Raw genomic sequence first — 22,026 nt, 5'->3', positions numbered from 1 at the left:
TTATTCGAGATCGCGCGACAATGGTAATGAAGCAATGACACTTCTGCGAGGACATGTTAGATGTGCGAGACATTACGAATGCTTGAGGTACTAGGCCCTCAATTACCCCGCGGTTCGTCGACCGTACCAATTGTTGAACTGGAGAAATCAGCGGTCTCAACCCCTAATAGGCGAATTGTCAGATCGCCGCAGAAATGGCCGAACGATGATAGCGCGTTGGCGACGACCTGTCTTGGACATGCGAAAACCGAGTTACCAATTGAAGCTTGGCAGTTTTACCATGCAGCAGCCAAGACTGAATTGGCCGGCTCATTTGATGAAGATGCAGTCAAAATGGGCGCGTTGGGAATCGCGTTTCAGACGGCGTCTCTTTTGCGATGGTCTGGTGAGACTCTGCGACTTCGTCGGAGTGGGATATTTTCACGCAAGGACTCGTCACGCACTGCATTGGCAGGTCGATTTGGGGAAGCGGCAACATATCTCTTCATGCTCCAGCAAGGGTATATATATTGGGATCATATTCCATCGCTCCTTGAACGCGCGATGAATGATGTCCGCATTTCACATAACGAGCAAGTTCAGTTCGCTCAGTTGATCAAGAAACGTTTCAAGAGGAAGACACCGGAGAAGGAGCCGGATTTTGCTTTTGAGACTGGCCAGGGGGTGGTTGCATTGGCGGAGGCAAAAGGTGCGTTTGTTCCTCCGGACTCCAGCCCCAAAATGGTCAAACAAAATCTTGCCGAGGGACTTGAGCAAGTAGATGCTTGGGCTAATTTGATTTCTCCGCAACCGAAAAAACTATTTGCAGTCGGCCTTTACTTGAGGGAGGAGGCCGACCCGTATCCGGATTCGTCACTTCTCGCGTTTGTAGATCCGGAAACAGATGCAACGGCTGATGAAACAGTGCCATTTCGAAATGACTGGATTCGACGAGGCAATTATGGAGCGTGGCTGATCGGTATGGGCCTTGTCGGGGCCGGAATGGCGCTCCGATCTGCCCAAACAACCGACACATCAGCTCGACACCTAGTTGTGATTAGTTTTGGAGAGGAATCATTCGCCATTGTTACAAAAAGTGAAATGAAGGCGCTTGGGCTCGCACTGATTGAGTGGAACGTATTTCTGGCATTGATTCGTTCTTACCCTGGGGTGAACGTCGACGTACCAATCATGGGAATTGACGTGAGTATTCTGAGAAGCGTGGAGGACATCATTGTCGATGCCGATGCCGACTTTCAGCCGGATAGGAAAAGCATGTTGCGAGAGTCAAGCGAATGGCCAGCTTGGTTCTCTGGTAGCATCTTACCTGACGGTACGTTATTTGGGGCGTTGCATTTCGGTCGGTCGGATAAACCTCAACTCAGCGTTGCCGAATTTAGACTTTGAGCAATTAGCTGGTGAAGCATGGATATTATCATATCCATGCTGGACACCAATTCCAGAATGGAGTGCTCGTCTACTTTACGCTGCTGGCTTTTCATAGTACCGCAACACGCCGCCAAGCCGTGTCCGACAAACCACAGCATCGGATTTAGTACCCTGACCCTCGCAGAAATCACCTGCCAACGGCACATCCCCCCCTGATGCGGCCGCTCCGTGTGGTAATGCTCGACGTACTCCGAGATTAGATTGTCGAAGTGGTTCGGACCAAACGCAATGAAATAATCGAGCGACTCTTGCTGCAGGCTTTTTCTGGACCGCTCAACATGGGTTTTGCAAGGTTAAATGTATCAACGACACAACACCTCTACTTGCAAAGATCATCCAAAAACTCCGACGCCGGTTCGACACCCGTCACCAGCAATTGATCCCGTGCCCGCGTGCAGGCCACGTAGAGTAGGTGCCGTTCGGTATTGTAGACTTCCTCCAGGTCGGAATCGTCCGCGACGGTCTCGATGCGATCTTGCAACGGCAATATCTCGTCGTCGCAGGCCATTACAACGACCGCGCGGAATTCGAGCCCCTTGGCCAAGTGCATCGTGCTGATCGATATGTGGCCAGTTTTGGTTTCCACTTCGTCATCGAGTTCCACAGCGGCCACAGCGGCCGTGCGAGCAGCCTTTTGGGCACGCGGTAGTTGTGCCGCCGAGCGGACGAACAGGCCGACCTCGTGCGGCTGGACGCCCTCAGCGATGCGGTCGAGGAGCCACTGACTGACGGTCGCTGTTTCGGCTGACTCGTCGTCGCAGACTTGCACGACCGGCGTGGGGCCATTGAAGACCGAAACCGTGCCGCGGCGCGATTCTGTATTGCCATCCACGTCGGAAACTTCGGGTGGCAGCAGACGGTCGGCGATGCCGCGTATCTGGTGCGAGGTCCGGTAGTTGATCCGCAGAGTCCGCGAGCGGCCACGGATGTCGACGCCGAGTTCTTTCCAGGAAAACGGGGCCTGGAAGATGCGTTGGCCGAGGTCGCCGGTGAAAAACAGCCCGTCGGGCCGAGCGGCCCCCAGTGCAGCCAGGAATCGCAATTCGGGGACGCTGACATCTTGGGCTTCGTCGACGACGGCGAAATCAAAAGGTAGTTTCGCGCTGTCCCGCAGGGCCTCCGCCACGCGTCCGAAGACCGTCGGCATGGTCGTCAGATTTCGTTGTTCCAATTCCTCGCGAACCTGGGCGAAGATCGACCAGGCAATCTCGCGATGTTTTTCACTGAGCCGCGTCTTGCGCCCCAGTCGCGTGACCTTGCGATAGGTTTCCCAGGTGGTCAATTGCCAAGCGTCAACGACCTCTGTCCATTCCGCCCACAGAAACTGATCCGAAAATTTATGCCCGTCGACTTTCGTGGCAGCCGTTTTGAGAATTTCCTGGATCGTTGTGTGGGGCGCAATCGTGACCTCACCGATTAAGTCATGATAAAGTTGGCGTGCGATGCCCGCCGTAGATTCGACGTGAATGCGGTCGGCGATCTTGGGCTCATTGCCTACCAGCACCACCAACTTGGCCGCCAGGGACCGCGCCAGCGTTGCTGAGAAGGTCGCTAACAATACTTTCGCTTCCGGGTGCTGACGGGCGAGGTGGACGGCACGGTGGAGTGCCACTATCGTTTTGCCGGTTCCCGCTGAACCCGAAACGCGAGCGGGGCCGTTGAACTGGCGTTCGACTAATTCCTGTTGGCCGGGATGCAGGAAGACGGTCCATTTTTCCCAAGGGTATTCCAGCGCCCGCTCCAACTCCTCCACATTGGTCATCACTCGGAATCGTCGCTGCGCATCTGGGTGCGCGAATGGGTCGGCTCCGGCGGTGGCTTCCTGCAGCGGTATGGGCTTCGCGCCGGTGGCCAATTGCAGCAATGCCTCCGCTGCCTCGTGCGGTAGGTGTTCGGACAATTCAAACAGCGTGTCCTCGGTGGCCGTGCGGACATCGTCGAGCCACTCGGGTGGCACGCCGTAGCTCAACAAGTCATCCGGTGGCACGTCGGCAAACAGCGGCGGAAGTTCCGGCACCGGTTGCTCGACCTCGACATAGACCGGCACTGTAATTTCTTGGACCCGCTCCCGGACTTCTACTAGTTGCGCTGCTCCGGTCTTGGGGTGGACTTCCACTTTGCGACGCTCCGCCCAACGGTACGCGTCGTCGTGGTGGTCGACGTAGCACATCAACAAGCTGGCGGCGGTTTGGTGTACGATGATCCGAATGTCCCGGCTGACACGGACCGACCAAAAATTGTCGTCCTTGGATTTGTCGATCCGGTGGAAACTCATCCCCGGGTTCTTGGGATCGACCTGCAAATCGAACACGGTCGTCTTGGCCGCCTTTTGTTCGGCGGCGTTCAACTTGGCCAAGCTGGCAGTGAAGGTGTCGGAGATGCGAAATTCCATTGATCACTCGTGCAATGATGGATTTTTTCGAGGCCCTTGTTAAAGAACGCCCTATGCTCACCTGTCACGCGTCTTTGCCTTGAAATAGGTCAGCCACCCATCCTGCGGCGAGCCGAGCGAAAAACCCTGCTGTAAAGGCGACAACCAGAGCAATCGCCCTTCCACGCCATGTACGAGGATATGCGACTTCGACCTGCAGAGAAGCAATGCGATCATTCATCAATTCAAGCATTTCTCGAAGATGTTGATTTGTCGTTTCCACCGGCTCATTGACCGGTATTCGCCGCTCAATCGTCGACGCATCAATGAGCCGCGTAGCTTCCCCTTCGCGCACGAACGCCCCAGCGTCAGAAATCGCAAGTCCGCTCTGCAATCGCTTTACGACAAGGATTGCAAGTTCGACGCCACGATAAGATTGAACGTGCAATCTCATTTCAGGAACCGGACGGATTCTATTCTCGATCTTCCCAACGAGGTCCTGTGTGCGGCGCAAACTACATCCTACAATCTTATCAGGCTCCTCAACGCCAAATATTGCCACGCCACCATCAGTATTTGCAAAAGCAGAAACCAGCTTCGCTAAATCTAAAATGTTGATCACATCCCGCTTGAATTCTATTTGCGCCCCTTCACCTTGTTGAATCAAGTTGCTTATGTCGTCGTCGGTGACGTTTTCAAACATTCTCGAAATCACGATTGTGGCTCCTTGACTCTAATTTGAATTACCGTGTTGCGTGGACGCCCTTCGGCATGCCCTCGATACATCGGCGTCGCTTATGCGTGATGTACAACTTGTGCTGTTACGATTCAAGGATTTTGCCGATGATTGCTTGCAATCCAGGCGGCGGTCCATCCATTCGGCTAATGACCAGATTGCGAAAATGTTCGTAGTTGATCCCATGTTTGCCACAAAGTGCTCTCAACAAGTCGCGTGCTTTACACCTAGACCTCCACGTGTCGTCTGAAATAGCACCTTCAAGGATAGAGCGTGCTTCCGCCAAAGCCTCCGCATACGATTCAAACCCTTTTTCGATGGATTGATCGTCGTTGCCTGAAAAAATCGCGTCGCGTACTTCCCTTGCTTTCCTGGCCCGGTCAGAGTCAAGCACCGCTTTAGCGAACGGCATTAAGTGAGCATCTTCCACCATCAATTGGTGCAAACTCGACACCATAGAATCTTCGTCCTCATACGGACATCGCTCGGATAATACCTCACTTAGCACCGACAAAATTATGTTTTCGTCCAACAGAAAGTTTTCGACATGATACACCGGCAAACGGTGTAGGCGCCCATCAGGGGGATCAGGCACAGCACGTTCAAAATCGCCGTCGACGATCGCATGAAACTGTTGAAAACCGATGCTTTCAGATAGAAGCTGGTTGACTCGCTCGGCTACCCGTCCGATCACGCGCGAATCACCGGCCGGCACAAAACTAATGTTGTACTCATTCGGCGGGTAAAACCGTTCGTAAAGGCGACGATCAGTTGAGGCATCGGTTCCTTCAATGAACACGATGTGCTGATTAAAACTAACTAACCCACGTGACCCCATGAGTTCTGACAGTGCCGTGTGTAATTCCTCGCTGGAGGTGACGCGGACAAACTGATTCTGGCCCTCACTTGGGGGCTCCTTTAACACGGTATAAAGCGACTCGCTACCCGCTTCAATCATCATCTCTGGAGAATGAGTTGTCAGCCATACCTGATTCCCCTCACCGATCGTGCGAAGCTCCTGCAAGTACCGACGTTCCAAATCGGGATGCAAGTGCGCGTCTGCCTCATCAAACAATATAACGGCGTCACGCGGTTGAAGTTGGTGAAATCGTATATACGTGTTCAGGATTTCTTTCTCACCCGCGCTCAAGTCGTCGATGTCAATGTCACCGTGAGGTGTACGGATTATGAATTGAAATGGTGACGTATCGATCCGAACATCAACAAACTCCATAGGCGAAAAGAATCGATTGAAAAACCTTTGAATTGGCGCCACGGAATCCATCAGCACCTTGGTTCCTTTATTCTGCCGGTGAGCTGCCTGCAATAACTGCAAATCGCGCAGCACCTTTGATGCCAAAAACTCCTTAGTAAATTGGAATTTCTCGCGACCACTTGCCCCCAAGGTTTGCTTAACCCGTTCCTCACTTAAGGAGGACGCGTCCCACGTCGACACTTCTTTCTTGTCATGAATGCGATGTGCATCGATGTAGTCAAAAAAACCCGGAGAACCTTTGTATTTTCGTGAAAATGTGCTTAGTAATGTCCGAGTAAAATCTGAACGTTTGGTCGCACGTCCCTGGCCACCGGTAGAAATGTTGATAATCACATTATCAAATTCTGGACATTCCTTCCCGTGGTTTTCTTGGTACCAAGTACGTTCGCTTTCAGAAAAACTGATGCGAACCTCAATAATGGCATTGCTTGCGTTTGCCGTTACGGCACGTGGGTCAACATTGAATCCGCCATATGCCCCGGCTCTTTCTTTTGCCGTCATCAACGCCTGCAAAATCGCACTTTTTCCGCATCCATTCCCACCGCAGATGACAACGAAATCAGGTGGATTCTCACATTCGGCAAACCGAATGTTTCGGAAATTCTCAATCTTGAAGTATGAAATTTTCATGTCACTCCACCCGAAACACTTTCATAACCTCATCACCCAAATGATTAATCACCTTCACCGCAATCCGCCCGCTCTTCGGTTTTTCAAACGGCCTTGAGGTGTCGCTGTTTAACGACTCCCAGGCGTCGCGGTCGATTTCGGCTTTGAGGGTCGTCTTGAGCGACTTGTAGGGGTCGTTGGCGCCGAGGAAGTAGGCGTGGCGGACGAAGAAACTCTCTTCGTTGTAGTCCGTGTCGACGAACCAGCAGGCTATGCCGTCGGCGTCGTCGCTGTGCACTTCGCCGGTTTGGGGGTGGAACACATCGACGCCGTTGATCTTGACCTGAATCTGCCCGTCGGCCGCGTCGAGGATGTCGATGTCCGGTTCGCCGAAGATCACGAACAGGTTGCCCTTGCCGGTGTTTTTCAAATCGTCAGCCATGTGCAGGTCGGCGTTCATGCGGGCCTTGAGGACCGGGATTGCTCCCAGCTTGTTGAATTCCGCCGAATGGGCGTCGAAGTTGAAGGCGCAGGCGATCACTACGTCGAAGCCCGCATCCCCCGCCTCGCGGGCGGCGCGCACCAGGTCTTGCCGGGCGACGGTGCCGAATTCCGGGCCGATGAAAATGCCCGCCCGCTTTTCCGGCGCGTCTTCCGATTCCCCTTCGACGTAGCGGGCCTCGGCGGCGATGTACTGGCCGGGCCAGCCGCTGATCGACGTGAACGTGATGCGGTCCGCCTTGGCCGATTGTTGCACGCCGGAGGTCTGCAGGTTATCCAGAACCATCTGCACGAAATCGGCCTTCCCGTCGCCGCTGTCGGCCTTGGGGCTGCGGTCGTCGATCAGTTCGTCGTCTTCATCCACGCCCAGTACGCGGTGCGGGGAAATGCTTTCGACGGTGAACGGCCCGGCGACGCGGACTTTTTTCTTGTCCTCGTACGGCTTGTCGTACAGGTACTCGTGGTCCGCTTTGGCGGCGATCGAAGCGTCGATTTCCTGCTGCCGGGCGATGCGGGCCTGCCACCAGTCGGCGTGCAGTTTCTTCGCCGCTTTGGACCAATCATCCGCCGCCTCGCGGGGGATTTCCCACTCCTCGAAAGGGTGAAGTTTGAAGGGTGAGGTTTGAAGAATCGGATCTTGTGGATTCTTCTTTTCAATTTTAGCTTTCACTCTTCCCACTTCACCATTCAAACTTTTCCGAAGCGGTTCGAGCGTCTCCTGGAATTTCTCCCAGATCACGTCGATTTCAGCGTTGTTGGCGATCGATTTGAGTGTGATGTGCGGGACGCGCTCGTAAACAAACCCCTGGCGAATGTTGCCGTATGTCGGCGCGGTGGACGGTTCGGTGCGGGTGACCTCGGCTTCCTTTTGTTTGCCTTCCGGGCTGTCGGCCAACAGGTAGTAGGGGTAGCGTGCCCCCATGATTCTTGCGCGAGCCAGCGCTAGTGCGACGCGGGATGTGTCGATGGTTATCCAGCGTCGGCCCCAATGTTCGGCGACGTAAGCCGTGGTGCCTGACCCGCAGGTGGGGTCGATCACGAGGTCACCAGGATCAGACGCCATTAGTAGACATCGTTCGACGACTTTCGCACCAGTTTGAACAACATACACTTTATCCTGAATAAAACTGCCCGTTTCCGTGTCAGTCCAATTGTTGCCCATGAGACTCACGGAAAAGTCTTTGAAGAATCGCCGATAGCGAAGGTGTTCCCCGATTGGATGAAGCCAACTCGCTGCATTTAGGCGGTGCATACCTTCACGATTCGTTTTCCACTGCCTAGTTGATCCTGGATGGAAAGCTTTGCCGTGATATTCGTACTCGAATGTGGCGGTAGGACTAAAGCCTGCCCGCTTCAAGTCTGCGCTTGTAAACGGCAGCCATCCTTTCGGGATTAAAGATGGATTTAGTTTTTCCTCCTTAGACATTGAGCGGTATTCGCTACCATCGGGAGAACAGATGTTTGAATAAAACTCACCAGAACCCTGACCGAGAATCTTGCTGACAAAGACCGGTCGAAATTTAACCATGTCAATATTCTTTGCAAACCAAACAATGTAGTCACCCATTGCTGGCATTAGCCGACTGGTGTCTCCAGCCGTCTTCTTGAAAAATATCAGCTTTGCAAAGTTTTGTTCGCCGAACACCTCGTCCATAACGGAACGCACACGGTGTAAATTCTCATCGCCGATTTGAACAAACACCGAACCCGTATCCGCGAGCAAATCCCGCGCAACCGTCAACCGGTCACGCAAATACGTCAAATACGAGTGAATCCCATCCCGCCAAGTATCGCGGAACGCCTTGACCTGCTCCGGCTCGCGGGTGATGTGGTCGGCCTTGCCGTCCTTCACGTCGCGGCTGGTCGTCGACCACTGGAAGTTGGAGTTGAATTTGATGCCCTAGGGCGGGTCGATGTAGATGCACTGCACCTTGCCCCGCAGCCCTTCGCGCTCGGCCAGCGACGCCATCACCTGCAGGCTGTCGCCCAGGATCATGCGGTTGGTCCAGTTCCCTTCGTGCTGATAAAACTCGGCCGATTTCCCGGCGTCCGGCAGCCCGTTGAAGTCGGCGAACAGGTCCAACTGCTGCTCCTGACCCGCCCCTGCGCGGGCTTCGCTCTCCCGCAACAGATCCTCGACGAGCACCTTGGGATGCACCTTTTCCTGGATATACAGCGGCGGCGCATGCACAACCAAATCAGACCAATCCTGCTCATCCTTGCCCCGCCAAACCAACTGCGGGTCGAGGTCACGATTGCGCCGCTCATAGGCAACGCGAATCGGATTCTGCTCATCCGCCCCCATCACCGACTGCAGTTCCGCGGTGGGGATGTTGGGGCGCCGAGCGTCGTCGTGGGTGAGGGCCTCGACGGTTTTTTTGGTGGCTTTCTTTTTGGTTGTTTTTTTCTTCGCCATTTATTCTTCGTTGCTTTCCAATCCGAGAGCATCAGGGTTCTTTAGCGACTTCTTTTCTTCTGATGCCAAACGGCGTTCAACCTTTTTGACATCTTCTGCAGGGGAGAGCATTTCGGGTCGAATGCCTCGATTGATTAAGGTCTGGCGGACGGCCTTGTTATTGGTAATATGCTCGTTTGAAATTGCCTTTTCGGTGCCGAGTTGATGTTCTTTGGCATTGTGAATCGTGATTTCGGTTGCAAAGTCCTTAGCTTTTAAGACGATCGTTGGCGCAAAATCTGCCAACGGACGTTTTGCTGGGACATTCCATTGCGACTTCATTGCTTGGGTTGATTTGCCAAACAACGCCTGGTCGCCTTTGCTTCGAATGATCCCAAAGTTCTTATCACTGCCGGTCTGTTGGTAAATGACTGACGACAATTCCTTTTCTGTTACCGTCAGTATTTGTCGAGCAGATACCCGTTCCGATTCGAGTAATCGTTGCTCGATGAGTTCCGCCTTTCGGGTCTGCATCGCAAAGTAGGTCTGCGCGAATGCAATTGGTTCTTTCTGGGGGTCACCATTTTGGGCGATAAGGTAGCAGGCATAGCGGGTGAGCATCATGTCATCGATTTCGCGAGTACTCCCTGACCCCAAGTCGACCATTTTGTTGACATCAACAAAATGGTCTTCAATCGCGTTCCCAGACACCTCGCATGCCGTTTTCGCCCTGGAAATCACAGTCGAAAAGTTTCGCCATTCCTTGTATCCCAATAGATGTTGCAAATCACGCGCCAGCCAAAACTCGACGCCGTCCTCCGTCTGCTGCGCATGACCTTCGAATGTGTCTGTCAATTCAATAACCGTTTCGTGCTTCATCGAATCCCCCAGGTCGGCGAGCGCCGACAAAAAATTGTCGTACCAGCTCCATAAACACGACTTACGCATCGTTCGCGTGTTCGACACTCATCATGCTGATAGCCGCTATCATATTATTAAATTCCGCCTCGACCACTTCCGCGAAATCCGACTGCATCGCATAGACATCGGTGAACTCCGCGAACGCCCAACGTCCATATTCACCCGCATTGTTCACACCGGGTACCCAGTAGGTTTTCATCGTGCTGGCCTTCTCCTTGGCATCCTCGCCGCGATAGCCCTTGATTTCGACGATGAGGTGCAGTGGGTCTTCCTTGCCATGCCCATCGTCAACCAGGACGATGTAATCGGGGATATACGTGCGCGGCGTCGAACCCATCAGGTAGGGTACCTTGAGTCCCAAATTGTGGTTTTTGACGTAGGAGAGCACACGGGGATGGCCTTCGGCGATCCGGCAGAATTCCCCTTCCCAGTCGCTGTCCAGAATCGCCCAATTGACGTGGCATTTGTTATGGGCAGTTTGCCAGCGGTCGCGTTTCGACGTGGTGAAGTTGACGAAATTCGTGGAGCCGATGGGGTTATAGGCATCCGGCACGATATGTACGGCGTTGTCGCCAATGAGCGTGGTGGTGATGCCTTTGAAGATCCGCTCGCACGCCATATCGGCCAATTCTTGATACAGCAATTGAGCCGGATAGGTCCCACCCTTGCAAACCAAATGATCGCCGACCCACTGCTTGGTGATCCGCTTCAATTGCCCGAAAAGGTGCAACTTTGGGGCTTCGCCAGGATCGCGGAATTTTTTGTAGAGCAGCCGCTTGGCAACGTGAAACAGGACCGTGGACGGCCGCATGTCCTTGGTGTGTTCCAGTGTCAGATCGACGCCTTCACCGATGATTCCCTGGTTGTTGGTGACGGACGGCCCGACCAGATCAGGCGTGAGCACAAGCGTGGCATCATCGCCAAATTCTGCTGTCAGTCGTTCGTCGGGCAACTCGACACGGTAACCATCGACGTGCGGGAACTTGATTTCCAATTCGTCTCGATCAGGACGGACTGCCTTGACCTGAATTGTATCGCGCGGACGTTGCGGCGGCGCGACGACCGGCTTAGCGGTGAAGTCAAACGGGATACCCAAAACGTCAGCATATTCGACGTTGAACAAATTATTTTCGTTGAGGTCATAAGACTGCCGACGCAGCGCGCGGCCGATCACCTGTTCGCACAACAATTGGGTGCCGAATGCCCGCACGCCCAAAACGTGGGTTACCGTATTTGCATCCCAACCCTCGGTGAGCATCGAGACAGAAACGACGCAGCGGATCGATTCACCGAGCTGCCCCCTTTTGCCGACGGTGTTCATGACCTCGCGGAGCAGGTCCTGGTCAGTGATTTTTTCACCGGCTTCGGGATTGCCAGTGCGCTCAACGATTTCGCGTCGGAATCGTTCGATTTCATCGGCAGCCATTTCACGAAAATTTTTGTCGAGTGCGTCGCCCGATTCCAATTGCTCACTATCGATCAACAAAGTCCTTGGCTTGGCCAGGCGCGTACCGTGTTCGTCGTAATTGCGGAACAACTCCAAGCGGCCGTTTTCCAGAGACGTGGTCCCGTCATCATTTTCGCGGTCGAAGCCGGAGATGAAATCATAGACCAATTTTGAGGACGAGGTGTTGTTACATACAACAATAAAGCAGGGAGGCACATCGATGCCCTCTTTTTGCCAAAGCTCGTACGTCTTCGCATAATGACCGTACAGGGCCTGTAGGGCCGTCTGCAGTTCAACAGGCAGGCTGAGCGGATCGAGCGGCTTGCCCTTAACGCGACGCTTCTTGGGCATCCGCTTGCCAATGTGTTCCCACAAGTTGCGAAACTTGGGCATGTCCTCGCCGGAAATGTTGTCGGCGACAGGTACGCGGGGCAATTTGACGATGCCGCACTCAATCGCGTCCATCAACGAAAAATCGCTCATCGTCCACGGAAACAACGTGCCTTCGGCATACCCGGAACCGGAAAGGAAAAACGGGGTGGCTGAGAGGTCAATCACCCGCGAGATGCCTAACTTCCGGTTGACCGCCTCCAGCCCCGAAATCCACATGCGGGCCGCCTTGGTATTTTCCTCGGCTTCCTTCTTTTCGTCACCTTTGAGGTCAACGTCATCGGGTTCAGGTGGTTTGGCTCGGTAACAGTGGTGCGCTTCGTCGTTGAGGACCAAGATATTCTTGAGGCCCATCAGTTCGGGCATCACCCGCTGGACCATCTGGCCCTCGGTTTCCAGAGTGTCGATAGACTCATTGCGCCACCCTTCCAGCGCCGCCCGCGTGCCCTTGGAGACATCGGTGCGTTCCCGCAGCTTAAAGGCATGGAAATTCGTAATGACGATCTTCGCCCGCTCCAGGTCCTGCAGCATGTCGTGCGGGACAAGTTCGCGGTTTTTGTAGTAGCTGTCGGGGTCATTCGGTAATAACACTCGAAGTCGATCACGGATCGTGATTCCAGGCGCCACGATCAAAAACCCCCGCGTAAACCGCTTACTGTTCGGCCGCCGCACCGCGTTGATCGTCTGCCAAGCGATCAACATGGCCATGACGGTAGTTTTGCCCGCCCCCGTCGCCAGCTTCAGCGCAAGTCGCATAAGTTCGGGGTTGGATTGCGCGTTGGCGTTTTCGAGATGTTCCAAGATATGCGTTTCGCCCTTGCGGCGTTTTGGCGCAACTTCGGTGAGCCATATAGCGGCCTCGACCGCTTCGACTTGGCAGAAGAACGGACGAATGCCCTGGAAGTCGTGATGCCGCCAATACTGCAGCAGGCGCGCCGTGTCGGGCGTCACGTCCCACTTTGTTGGATCGGGAATCGATCGCCAGAAGTCCAGCTTCTTTCGAATCTCATTGATGATGGGCGTCGGATCATATTGCTGCTCTTCGGTCGAGACGCCTGCTTCATCTTCAAATACAATTTCCTTTTGAGCGGACTTGCCCTTGCGTTTTTTCGGCTTTGGAATCGGCGTCATATAGGCCGAAATCCGCCGTGCCTCGACAATTCGGTTCGTGGGTTGATGGGAACTGTCGAGCCCCCAATGCCGCCCAGGGTATTCGTAGGGGGAATTAAGAATAGGCTGCGAAAAGAAATCCTCGGTCATGGAACCACCCACCTAGCCAAAAATCGCTGAACGGAAATGACAGGCCAGCACAGATTTTCGGCGAATGCCAAAGTGAGCGACGGGAAGCGCGTTTGTCCCCGAGCGCAATTAAGCAATCCAGTAGACCAGGAATGCGCGGGGATGTAAAGGAGTTGATATGCCGCTGTGGTGGCAAAATGCGGTAGGAATCAGAAAACGGGATTTTCTAAAACTCATGTCGCGGATGGGGACTGCGAAATGTCAGCACGTGATAGTGCGACACTTTCCCTAATCCACTTCCCCAAATCCCTAGTCCAGACAATAGAATCCCTATGCATCCCGGCGGCTCAAATACATCAAATCTATCTGCGCGATAAAACTCCCATCCATGTTCTGCCCACTCATTAACTGCAGTTTGCATATGGTGCGCAGCTTCGTTCCCACGTTCATTGACGACTTGCAGTCCGAGATAGATTTGAACCATCTTGTAGGTGTACGGCCCGGGAACTGAGTCTGGAACGGGAGGAGCGGGAGATTTTGGCTGCGGCTTTGGTTTCTTCGACGCCCGTGCAGAGGTCGGCATGATGCCCTCAGCACTCGCCATTGCGAGGGCTTCTTTTTCACTTTCTGCCTCAACTTCAATTCGTCGTTCCGCGCCTGTAACACGATCAACTCCGGCGATCACAAATTTCATCTGGCAACCTTATTTGACGATATTTGGGAAATGAAAATAACCCGCTATTTGGAGGCGAAAACCTTCCCGGCAATTCTCTGACGCGAATAATTGTGGCATGCATACGAATCAGAATGGTGCAATTGATCCGAAAAGTTTTCACTACGGACGAGTAGGTAAGCCGATCTTCGGGCTGCGAGATCCTCTATGAGTAACTCGGCTCAAGAAGACAACGAATGTGACACCAATGGCACCTCCAATAACTCGACATACGACTATCTGAACTTGCAAATTCACGCCGTCAGAGCGAAAATAACCCCATTATATAAAACGAGCCGCAACGATGGCTTCAACACCGCGGCGGCTCTTATCACGAAACCCTGACATGGAGGGCATCGACGTGACTAGAACCAAGCTTAGCAGAGCAGCTACCAAAGGCAAACCGATTCTGGCTGTTGCCTATCTGCGAATGAGCAGTGACAAACAAACGGAATCGATACCGGAACAACGAAAGTCGATCAATAGGTACGCAGCCGAGCACGGGTATCGCATCGTTGCGGAATACTCCGATGTCGGAATCAGTGGAGACGCCACTGAGAAACGGCATGAATTTCGCCGAATGATTGCCGACGCGGCCAAGGGCACTTTCCAGGCAATTCTGGTTTGGGACCAAGACCGCTTCGGCAGGTTCGACAGCATTGAGGCAGGGCACTGGGTGTTCCCGCTGGTGCAAGCAGGTGTCGCGTTAGTGACGCTCGACAGCGGGCCGATTGATTGGTCCGACTTCGCTGGCCGCGTGATGTACTCCATCAAACAAGAGGGCAAGCATGCGTTCTTGCGCGACCTCAGCCGCAACGTAATGCGGGGCAAACTGGCAGCAGCAAAACGGGGCGAATGGATGGGCCGCGCCCCATATGGATACATTGTAAAGCAGAAGACGCTCAAGCTCGGGCCGTCATCGCAGGTGAAAGTCGTTCGACGAATCTTCGAGGGCTATTGCAATGGGCTTTCCATTCGTGGGGTCTGCGTAGCATTGAACGCTGACGGCATCAAGTCTCCAAATAGCAAGACGTGGTCGCCGAAAGTTGTGCGGGCAATCCTAACATGTGAAACGTACATCGGGCGTTATGTCTGGAATTCCAAACGCTGCGGGAAGTACCACGCAGTCGGGGGAGGCGAAGTTACAAGCGACTTCCGCCCGGGGAAAACTGTGGAGACGGACCGAATTGTCTTCGACGACCACCATCCGGCAATTATCAACGCCGAAACCTTCGACATAGTTCAACAGCGATTGCAGGAGCGCCGCACGAAGACAACGCCACATCGCAATGGCGGTGGCTATGCGTTCACCGGGATCATTCGTTGCGGCAAATGCGGCGGTAGAATGAACGGGCGATCTGAGAACGGAATTGCTCGTTATCAATGCACGAATGGAGACCACAAAGGAACCTGTGACCGGAATGCTGCACGACAGGACCAACTGCTGGAAGCAGTCGCCAAGGCCGTCTTAGGTGATTTCTTGAGCGATGATAACGTAGCCAAGTTGCGGGACGAAATGCGACGGCAACTCACGCAAAAATCCAACCGCGTCGACGTCGCCAAAACTCGAGCGGAGATGCGAGAGATCGAATCAAGCCTCACCAAGGCCAAGCGGCGGTTGGTGGAAGTTGATGCGGACATGCTGCCGGTCGTTCAAGATCATATACGCGTGTTGCAACAAACCCTGGCAAGCCTCGAATGCGACGTCCAAGCGGCAGAAACGCCGTCTCGGCAACGGGACGCAGATTGTGACCGGAGTATCGACCTCGCGATGCAGCAATTGGCTTCGTTACGCAAGACGCTAGAAGAAGGCGATGCGACAAAAGTGCGAGAATTCTGCCAGCGGGCGTTTCAGTGCATCGAGGTTTGGAGCGAGCGGGACAAATATCACGGGCAACGACCATTCCGTTTGAAACGCGGCGTCGTGCACCTCCGTAGCGAAATCTTGCCCGATAACTTGTTTCTCTCCTCGTAACCATGCTCTTTGGGACTGTTTTTTGAAACCCAGTAGTAGCAAGGGTTTACAAAAGTTCGAGTCCGTCACGGTGGCTCGAAACGTAACCAACCCTCTTCGAACTTTTTTGAAGTTGGTTAACAGCCCGCGCGCAAATTCCCGGCGGCAATCTGCGCAGGATTTGAGGACCAGCGTTGGTCAATGCGTCGGGAGGCCTCATTTCGGCCCGTCAACCGGGTGCGGTGAGCGTTCCAGCGGTGTATCAATAGTTTTGAACACCCCCAGGAAACCGCTGAATTTGAAGGGATTCTACCAAGATGGGACGGGTTTTCCAGCCGCTGCTGTTTCTACTCGCTCGATGCACCCGTAATGAATTGATCCGGCAGGTGGAATGGCTCAAAGCGGAGAACGAAATGCTCCGCAAGCGCGTGGACAAGAAGCGGATCTTCCTTGAACCCGAAGAGAAGGCGCGGCTGATGAAACTGGGGCAGGGGATCGGGTCCGACCTCAAACACTTAATCACAATCGTGTCATACAACACATTTCTGAGCTGGCTGCGAATAGAGCGGGGCGGTCATAAGCCTAAGAAAATGGGTCGCCCGCGAACTGCTGAATCGATCCGCAAGGTGATCGTGAAGATCGGCTCGGAAACCGGCTGGGGTTACACCCGCATCATGGGGGAACTAAAGAAGCTCGGACTCAAGCCGCCTTCTCGCAACACGGTCAAGCGAATCATGAAAGCACACGACCTTGATCCAGGTCCGAACCGCGGTCCAGATAGCTGGCACGAGTTCCTCAAACGCCATGCGGAGACGCTCTATCAGTGCGATTTCTTTTCGAAGCGCGTCTGGACGAAGTTCGGTCCGCGACAGTACTTCGTGTTGGTGTTTCTGCACCTGGGCAGTCGAAAGGTGTTCGTGACGAAGTGCACGCGGAAGCCGACGACGGAATGGATGATCGAGCAGGCCCAGCGATTTGTGGAACACGTGAAATCCACTGGCCAAGAAGCCACGCTGCTATTACGGGATCGCGACAGCCTTTACCGGCAAGACTTTGATAAAGTCCTGCGCGGTGCTGGCATCAAGGTGAAGAAGAACAGCGTGCGGGCTCCCAATCTGCAGGCCCACATCGAGCGGTTTATCCAGAGCTTGCAGCAGGAGGCGTTGGATTACTTCATCGCCTGTGATCCCAAACATTTCGATTATCTGATCTCAGAATACGTCGAGTATTACCACACGGAGCGGCCGCATCAGGGGGTTGGGAACGTGCCGTTGATGGGTGAGACCAATGGGCAAGACGGGTTCACACCTGATGCTGTGGTTTGTCGGACGCGGCTTGGCGGCGTGTTGCGGCACTACGAAAGGAGAGCAGCTTGAGCAAGGGGCGCGATCTTCGGCAGTGCGAACGTCTACCAGCCTCAATCGCAGCGACATTGCTGAAAATAATACAATCGAAGCTGATCAGATCGTCCGCCGCGAACGACACGGCGATTGATCCAATGGTACGAACGCGCCGCGTGAGGTTTTGGTCGCTTCCGTTCTCGACGATTGCGTTCTCCGTGCGCACGTTCCCGGAAAGCATCCGATTTGAAATCGCCTTTATCGGCTGTTAACATCATTTTCGCCGACAGTTTTCCCATGCGATTTTCACACGAACTTCGTTTCGTCGTTCGACTTTCGTCCGTCATAGTTTTTGAACCGCGCGGCCTTGGCATTTTAGCAGGACTGATTATTTGCACACGGGAAAGCGGGGTTTACTTGCCTTCGCGATCGTTCAACAATTCCGCAAACGCCTGCGCCGCTTGGCGGGCGCAGGCATCGTCATCCAGACCGTTGACTGATCCCGCCACGCCAACACCACCAACAATAGTGTTGCCAACCATCAAGGGCACTCCGCCCATTAGAAATAACGCCTTCTCGACATGCGGTAGCTGGCCGTCATCTTGCTTATTTTCTTGGATGTCTTTTAAGAGGCTTCGCGTTGAGTTACGAAGATTCACCGCAGTCCATGCTTTGCGGGTGGCGCCGGTGACGAATTGCTCGGTGGCATTATCGGCCCTCAAGACGACCAGAGGAATCCCTTCGCGATCTACGACGGCTACTGCAAGGTCGGTTCCCTGCTCTGCGCCCGCCTGCAACGCGCGCTGGGCAATCTTCAATGCGGCCGTATAACTGATGGAGGATTTCACCGCCAACGCTGGACGGGCCTCTTCTTCACCATGTGCGCCGACAGAAACACTTAGAAGATTCAAATAAAGAAACAACAGTAAGAGTACACGTTTCATTGTTAGTTATCTTTTAAAACGCTTAGTGGAAAAAGGTTCCACTGACAGGCACGCTACCAATGGAACCCGCAACTCTGGTGTCCTGTTTTAAAAATGACCCAGCAAAATTCGTAATCAACACTCTACGTCCACGGTCAGTCCGTTTCTTCAATCGTTGACGGTCCTGAGCCGCTGTTGGGATCCGTTCTCCAGGGCCACTCGGTGGAATTAAACGGCGACATTGTCGGCAGAATCACAGGCAGACCTCGACGTTCACTTTCCGACACGATGTCGCGTCGCGCTTGGCTGCCTAGTAATTCGTAGTCCATCAGATACTTGTTGCCGAAAAAGACCTCACCCAGCGCTCGGTCGGCCATAATCCGCGTCAGCAGACTGAGCATTTGTTCTTTCGTCGTGAAGAAATCCGTTGTTTCAAATAACAGCAACCGGCGGTGAATTGCATCTTTACCCATGTACTGAGCGAGAATGCTGTACAGAATGTTATTTTGTCGAGTGACGTACATGGTGTTTGTAGCAGCATAGGTTTTCCCCCAATCGTCGCCGAGGTCCTTTTTCCACTCATCCAGAACGCTCATCCAGTGCGAAACTTGAGCGCCGGCAGCGATAGCGATTGCCTTCTCAGCCAAAGGTTTGAACTGTTTCGCAAATGACTCAAGCTCTTCGATCGTGAAAATATTTTTCTTGAGACAATTATCCATGAATGTGAGATTATGCTCCAAAATTAACTGCAGCGTCTTTCGATTCTTGTCGTCGATTTTTAGCGCAGGCAGTGTATCCAGTGCCGCCTGAACCTGAGCTCGAAGTGCCATCATTGGACTTCGCCATGATTTATCTGTGGGACGGTTGAGATACGGGGCGGTAAGTTGGTAAACGGCCATCGCGCTATGCCCGCACGACTTGGCGAATTGATAGGCGATAGGAACCGAAGGTGCCGTGATCGGATCGTGGGCGGGACGGTAGAGCACCATTTGCCCGCCATCGCTGGTGAACATGGCCAGGATGATCGGGGTTTCACTGAGAATCTCTTGTTGAAACTGAGTCAAAGCGCCCTTGTAGATACCCATCATGGCAACATCAAGGGCCAAAATGTTATCCGCGGCGATCTGGCTGGGTTCTGTCGATTTTGGCTTGTCGTTGGGTCTAGCCTTAAGCAGATCGGGGACTTTCTGGCCATAGAGCGTTGAGCTGCAACAGGTGATGACCAGAGTCGCAACGACCAAGCTGGCCAATGTCTTCGATGCAAGGTTGGTGAGCATGGTGAACCTTTAACAATAATAGGAGGGAAATTGAAGGTGGGACTATATGCTAGAACGTAAGGTAAAAAATAAATCAGGTCAAAATAATGAGCGAGAATTATGTATTGTGAATGCCTGGGCCTAGAAAGAGGTACTGATTATCAGGATTGTGCAAGTCATGAGATTTTTCATCATCGGGCGGCCAACACACCGGCGATTTAGTCTAACAGACTCTCTTTGCCCGGCCTGATTCAACAACCGCTGAAAATGTGCCGAAAGGATGCGGCCATGCCGCTCAACTTCAAGCTCAGATGCCCCGCGATGACGATCGTAGTATGCGCTTGGCTGGTCTGTCTCAATTCAGCTGCTTGTCAGGAGAGGGATGCTAGGTCTTCCTTTTCCGACCTGGGATCACGCTTCAGTAATGCCGGCAACGGTCCCTCCTCGGGAGGGACCAGCTTTGTCAGTCCCGACACGCACGCAGGACCGATTGCCGGAAACCCTGCCGCCACTGAAATCATGACCGGTTCGGGGTTGCTAGGGGATTTCCTCGGCGTGAACCACAATGGGTTTCGAGTGGGCGGGTTGAATATCACATCATTAAATGATCAGATCAGTGGTGGGCTGAAGCCTGGCCATTGGACTTCGAATAGCCTCACCTTGGTCGATTTATCGTTGGATACAGAAGAATCCTATGGCTGGCGAGGTGGCCGATGGGGTGGCCAATTCTTGTACTATAGTGGCGGGACTACCAACGACGACGCAGGTACCGTGATGGGCTATAATTCGCTGGACGTCACTGCCCCGCGATCTCGCGTGGAAATCTATCAGCTATGGTACCGCCAGAAGATGCTCGACGATCGACTGACAGTCCGCTTCGGAAAGATGGTTCCCACCGCCGACTTTAACAACGTCGTTCGCTCTATCCCTTTTAGCGACGGGGCTTACAACATTCCGGCGGTCTCAAGCGCGATCTTAACTCCCCTGTTCGTCAACCCAACACAACTCGGCATCATGCCTGGTTATTACAATTCAGCATTCGGTGCTACAACAGCTTTGACCCTTCCGCTAGATACATATCTGCAATACGGATGGTACGACGGCAACTTAGCTGCAGGTCGACAGACCGGTTTATCAGGTCCGCACTTTAACGGCTTCAACCTACATATTCTCGAAGCGGGGGCAGACTGGACGCTCGGCGCCCAAAAAAAGCCGGGAAAATTTGGCATCGGCGGTTGGAAGCAGACCGGAGAGTTGGCGACAGCGAGCGGCAGTGTAAACGGCGCCGATGGAATGTATCTTTTCCTCTCACAACGCCTCTATTATGAGCACCCCGACCAGAGCGACCAGGGGATTTCGGCATTCGTGCAGTATGCTGCCACAAACTCGGCATTTATCGAAACGCATCGTTACTTTGGATGCGGACTGACCTACTTCGGACCGCTTCCTAGCCGTGATCACGATTCAATGGGAGTCATGGCCGCATATGGAAAAATGAACGATGATCCCGCGCTGGAACTGGGGTCTCACGAGCTAATTTATACCACGTACTACCAGTGCAATGTGTCTAAGAATTTATTCGTGCAGCCCAATCTCACGTATATCGACGATCCCGCACAAAGCACCGGAATCCCAGACGTCTTCGCATTTACGATGTCGGTGATTCTGTTGTTCTAACGATTGTCCAGCGATTCTTAGGGGAAGTTGGTTGTGTTGACGAGCAATGATTGTGGATGAAAAGGTCAGGTCGACTAAACAAATGGCTTGGAGTTGGAGGGTTATTTCAAATCTGAGATGCCAACACAAAGTCCAATTCGCATGTATCTTGCTTGACTCGGGAGGTATTGTCAAAATCGTGTTCTTGAGGGATTCATTCATCACGGCGCATCCTGTTGATATCTTTTACCAATTCAACAGCCCGACGTGGACACAAAGACACGCCTTGCACAAGACAACAGAAAATACGCGACGATTACCAGGGGACGCTCATTCTGATCCCGAAGTGCTTGCCTTTCGGCATCAGTTCGATGACCGCAGCCCACTCGATGGAATCATCAACGAAGGAGCCCGGCGCATGTTGCTAGCGGCTATCGATGCAGAAGTCGAGGCCTTCATCGAAGCGCTCCAGAATTGACGCGACGAGGCGGGCCGGCGGTTGGTCGTCAAGAACGGCAGCTTACACGCACGGAAATTTCTTACCGGTGCAAGCTCCATTGAAGTCAAGCATTGGCACGTTCGCGATAATTCGCCGAATGCCGCAGACCGCGTGCAGTTCTCACCCAGCGTACTGCCCGCATCTCCCCTTTATTTCACCAGTTCCGAAGGACTCTCTCCGCGCGGAGAGAGTCCTAGGTTCCTGATACCCATGGGTCTTAATATTGGCCTGCGTGTTTTCGCGGGATTGGCATGCGGCACGATCGACGGGAGTTCTTGCGTTTCAATGGCTTACGGCTTTCATCATGTCCAAAGCTGTCCCCAAACCGTTCACATCGCTTCAAGACCACAATGACGACTGTTTTGCGTGCTGA

Annotated in this window: 12 protein-coding genes and 2 pseudogenes; 5 read left to right on the top strand and 9 right to left on the bottom strand. The window is 53.5% G+C overall.

Translation table 11 applies throughout. The features are described 5' to 3' along the window. Positions 1 to 60: 60 nt before the first annotated feature. Entirely contained in the window at positions 61 to 1,386 is a 1,326-nt protein-coding gene (locus tag Mal52_RS14525) for a hypothetical protein (protein ID WP_145376919.1), read from the top strand. 361 nt (positions 1,387 to 1,747) lie between these two features. On the opposite strand, the gene Mal52_RS14520 is transcribed toward Mal52_RS14525, so the two are convergent. The 7 genes and pseudogenes from Mal52_RS14520 to Mal52_RS29795 all read right to left on the bottom strand — a co-directional run bounded on the left by Mal52_RS14520 (position 1,748) and on the right by Mal52_RS29795 (position 14,007). Then, a complete protein-coding gene (locus Mal52_RS14520) occupies positions 1,748 to 3,820 on the bottom strand; it encodes a 3'-5' exonuclease (protein ID WP_145376918.1) in 2,073 nt (690 codons plus the stop codon). Positions 3,821 to 3,884: 64 nt separating this feature from the next. Continuing rightward, positions 3,885 to 4,514 carry an AlbA family DNA-binding domain-containing protein gene (locus Mal52_RS14515; RefSeq protein ID WP_145376917.1) on the bottom strand — a complete coding sequence of 210 codons (630 nt, stop codon included), beginning with the start codon at positions 4,512 to 4,514 and terminating at the stop codon, positions 3,885 to 3,887. Between the two features lie 106 nt (positions 4,515 to 4,620). After that, positions 4,621 to 6,441 carry an AAA family ATPase gene (locus Mal52_RS14510; protein WP_145376916.1) on the bottom strand — a complete coding sequence of 607 codons (1,821 nt, stop codon included), beginning with the start codon at positions 6,439 to 6,441 and terminating at the stop codon, positions 4,621 to 4,623. Between the two features lies 1 nt (position 6,442). Continuing rightward, positions 6,443 to 9,337, bottom strand: a pseudogene (locus Mal52_RS14505) (site-specific DNA-methyltransferase). Continuing rightward, positions 9,338 to 10,195 carry a DNA damage-inducible protein D gene (gene dinD / locus Mal52_RS14500; protein WP_145376915.1) on the bottom strand — a complete coding sequence of 286 codons (858 nt, stop codon included), beginning with the start codon at positions 10,193 to 10,195 and terminating at the stop codon, positions 9,338 to 9,340. A gap of 61 nt (positions 10,196 to 10,256) precedes the next feature. Next, the gene (locus tag Mal52_RS14495) at positions 10,257 to 13,334 is read right to left on the bottom strand and encodes a BPTD_3080 family restriction endonuclease (RefSeq protein ID WP_145376914.1); all 3,078 of its coding nucleotides are present in this window, start codon (positions 13,332 to 13,334) and stop codon (positions 10,257 to 10,259) included. 205 nt (positions 13,335 to 13,539) lie between these two features. Next, complete coding sequence (locus tag Mal52_RS29795; protein ID WP_197534921.1) at positions 13,540 to 14,007, bottom strand: hypothetical protein; 468 nt, start codon at positions 14,005 to 14,007, stop codon at positions 13,540 to 13,542. 322 nt (positions 14,008 to 14,329) lie between these two features. Between Mal52_RS29795 and Mal52_RS14485 the strand changes: the two genes are divergently transcribed. Together Mal52_RS14485 and Mal52_RS14480 are read left to right on the top strand one after the other, a co-directional pair. Continuing rightward, the gene (locus tag Mal52_RS14485; RefSeq protein WP_145376913.1) at positions 14,330 to 16,000 is read left to right on the top strand and encodes a recombinase family protein; all 1,671 of its coding nucleotides are present in this window, start codon (positions 14,330 to 14,332) and stop codon (positions 15,998 to 16,000) included. 296 nt (positions 16,001 to 16,296) lie between these two features. After that, positions 16,297 to 17,355 carry an integrase core domain-containing protein gene (locus Mal52_RS14480; RefSeq protein ID WP_145376912.1) on the top strand — a complete coding sequence of 353 codons (1,059 nt, stop codon included), beginning with the start codon at positions 16,297 to 16,299 and terminating at the stop codon, positions 17,353 to 17,355. 377 nt (positions 17,356 to 17,732) lie between these two features. Here Mal52_RS14480 and Mal52_RS14475 read toward each other — a convergent pair whose 3' ends face one another. After that, positions 17,733 to 18,263: a GlcG/HbpS family heme-binding protein gene (locus Mal52_RS14475; RefSeq protein WP_145376911.1), complete on the bottom strand. Its 531-nt coding sequence runs from the start codon at positions 18,261 to 18,263 to the stop codon at positions 17,733 to 17,735. Between the two features lie 134 nt (positions 18,264 to 18,397). Beyond that, on the bottom strand, positions 18,398 to 19,519 hold the full coding sequence (locus tag Mal52_RS14470) for a hypothetical protein (RefSeq protein WP_145376910.1): 1,122 nt from the start codon (positions 19,517 to 19,519) through the stop codon (positions 18,398 to 18,400). A 300-nt stretch (positions 19,520 to 19,819) separates the two neighbouring features. Here Mal52_RS14470 and Mal52_RS14465 point away from each other — a divergent pair, with 300 nt between their 5' ends. Beyond that, positions 19,820 to 21,175 (top strand): carbohydrate porin, encoded by a 1,356-nt coding sequence (locus tag Mal52_RS14465; protein ID WP_197534920.1) that lies wholly within the window; start codon positions 19,820 to 19,822, stop codon positions 21,173 to 21,175. Positions 21,176 to 21,440: 265 nt separating this feature from the next. Continuing rightward, positions 21,441 to 21,794: pseudogene (locus tag Mal52_RS30525) on the top strand (IS256 family transposase); the annotation flags it as partial. Positions 21,795 to 22,026 lie beyond the last annotated feature (232 nt).

It is taken from the genome of Symmachiella dynata (genome assembly GCF_007747995.1).
Lineage (GTDB): Bacteria > Planctomycetota > Planctomycetia > Planctomycetales > Planctomycetaceae > Symmachiella > Symmachiella dynata.
The sequence above is the reverse complement of the archived record's forward strand: the minus strand, read 5'-3'. Positions and strand labels throughout refer to the sequence as shown.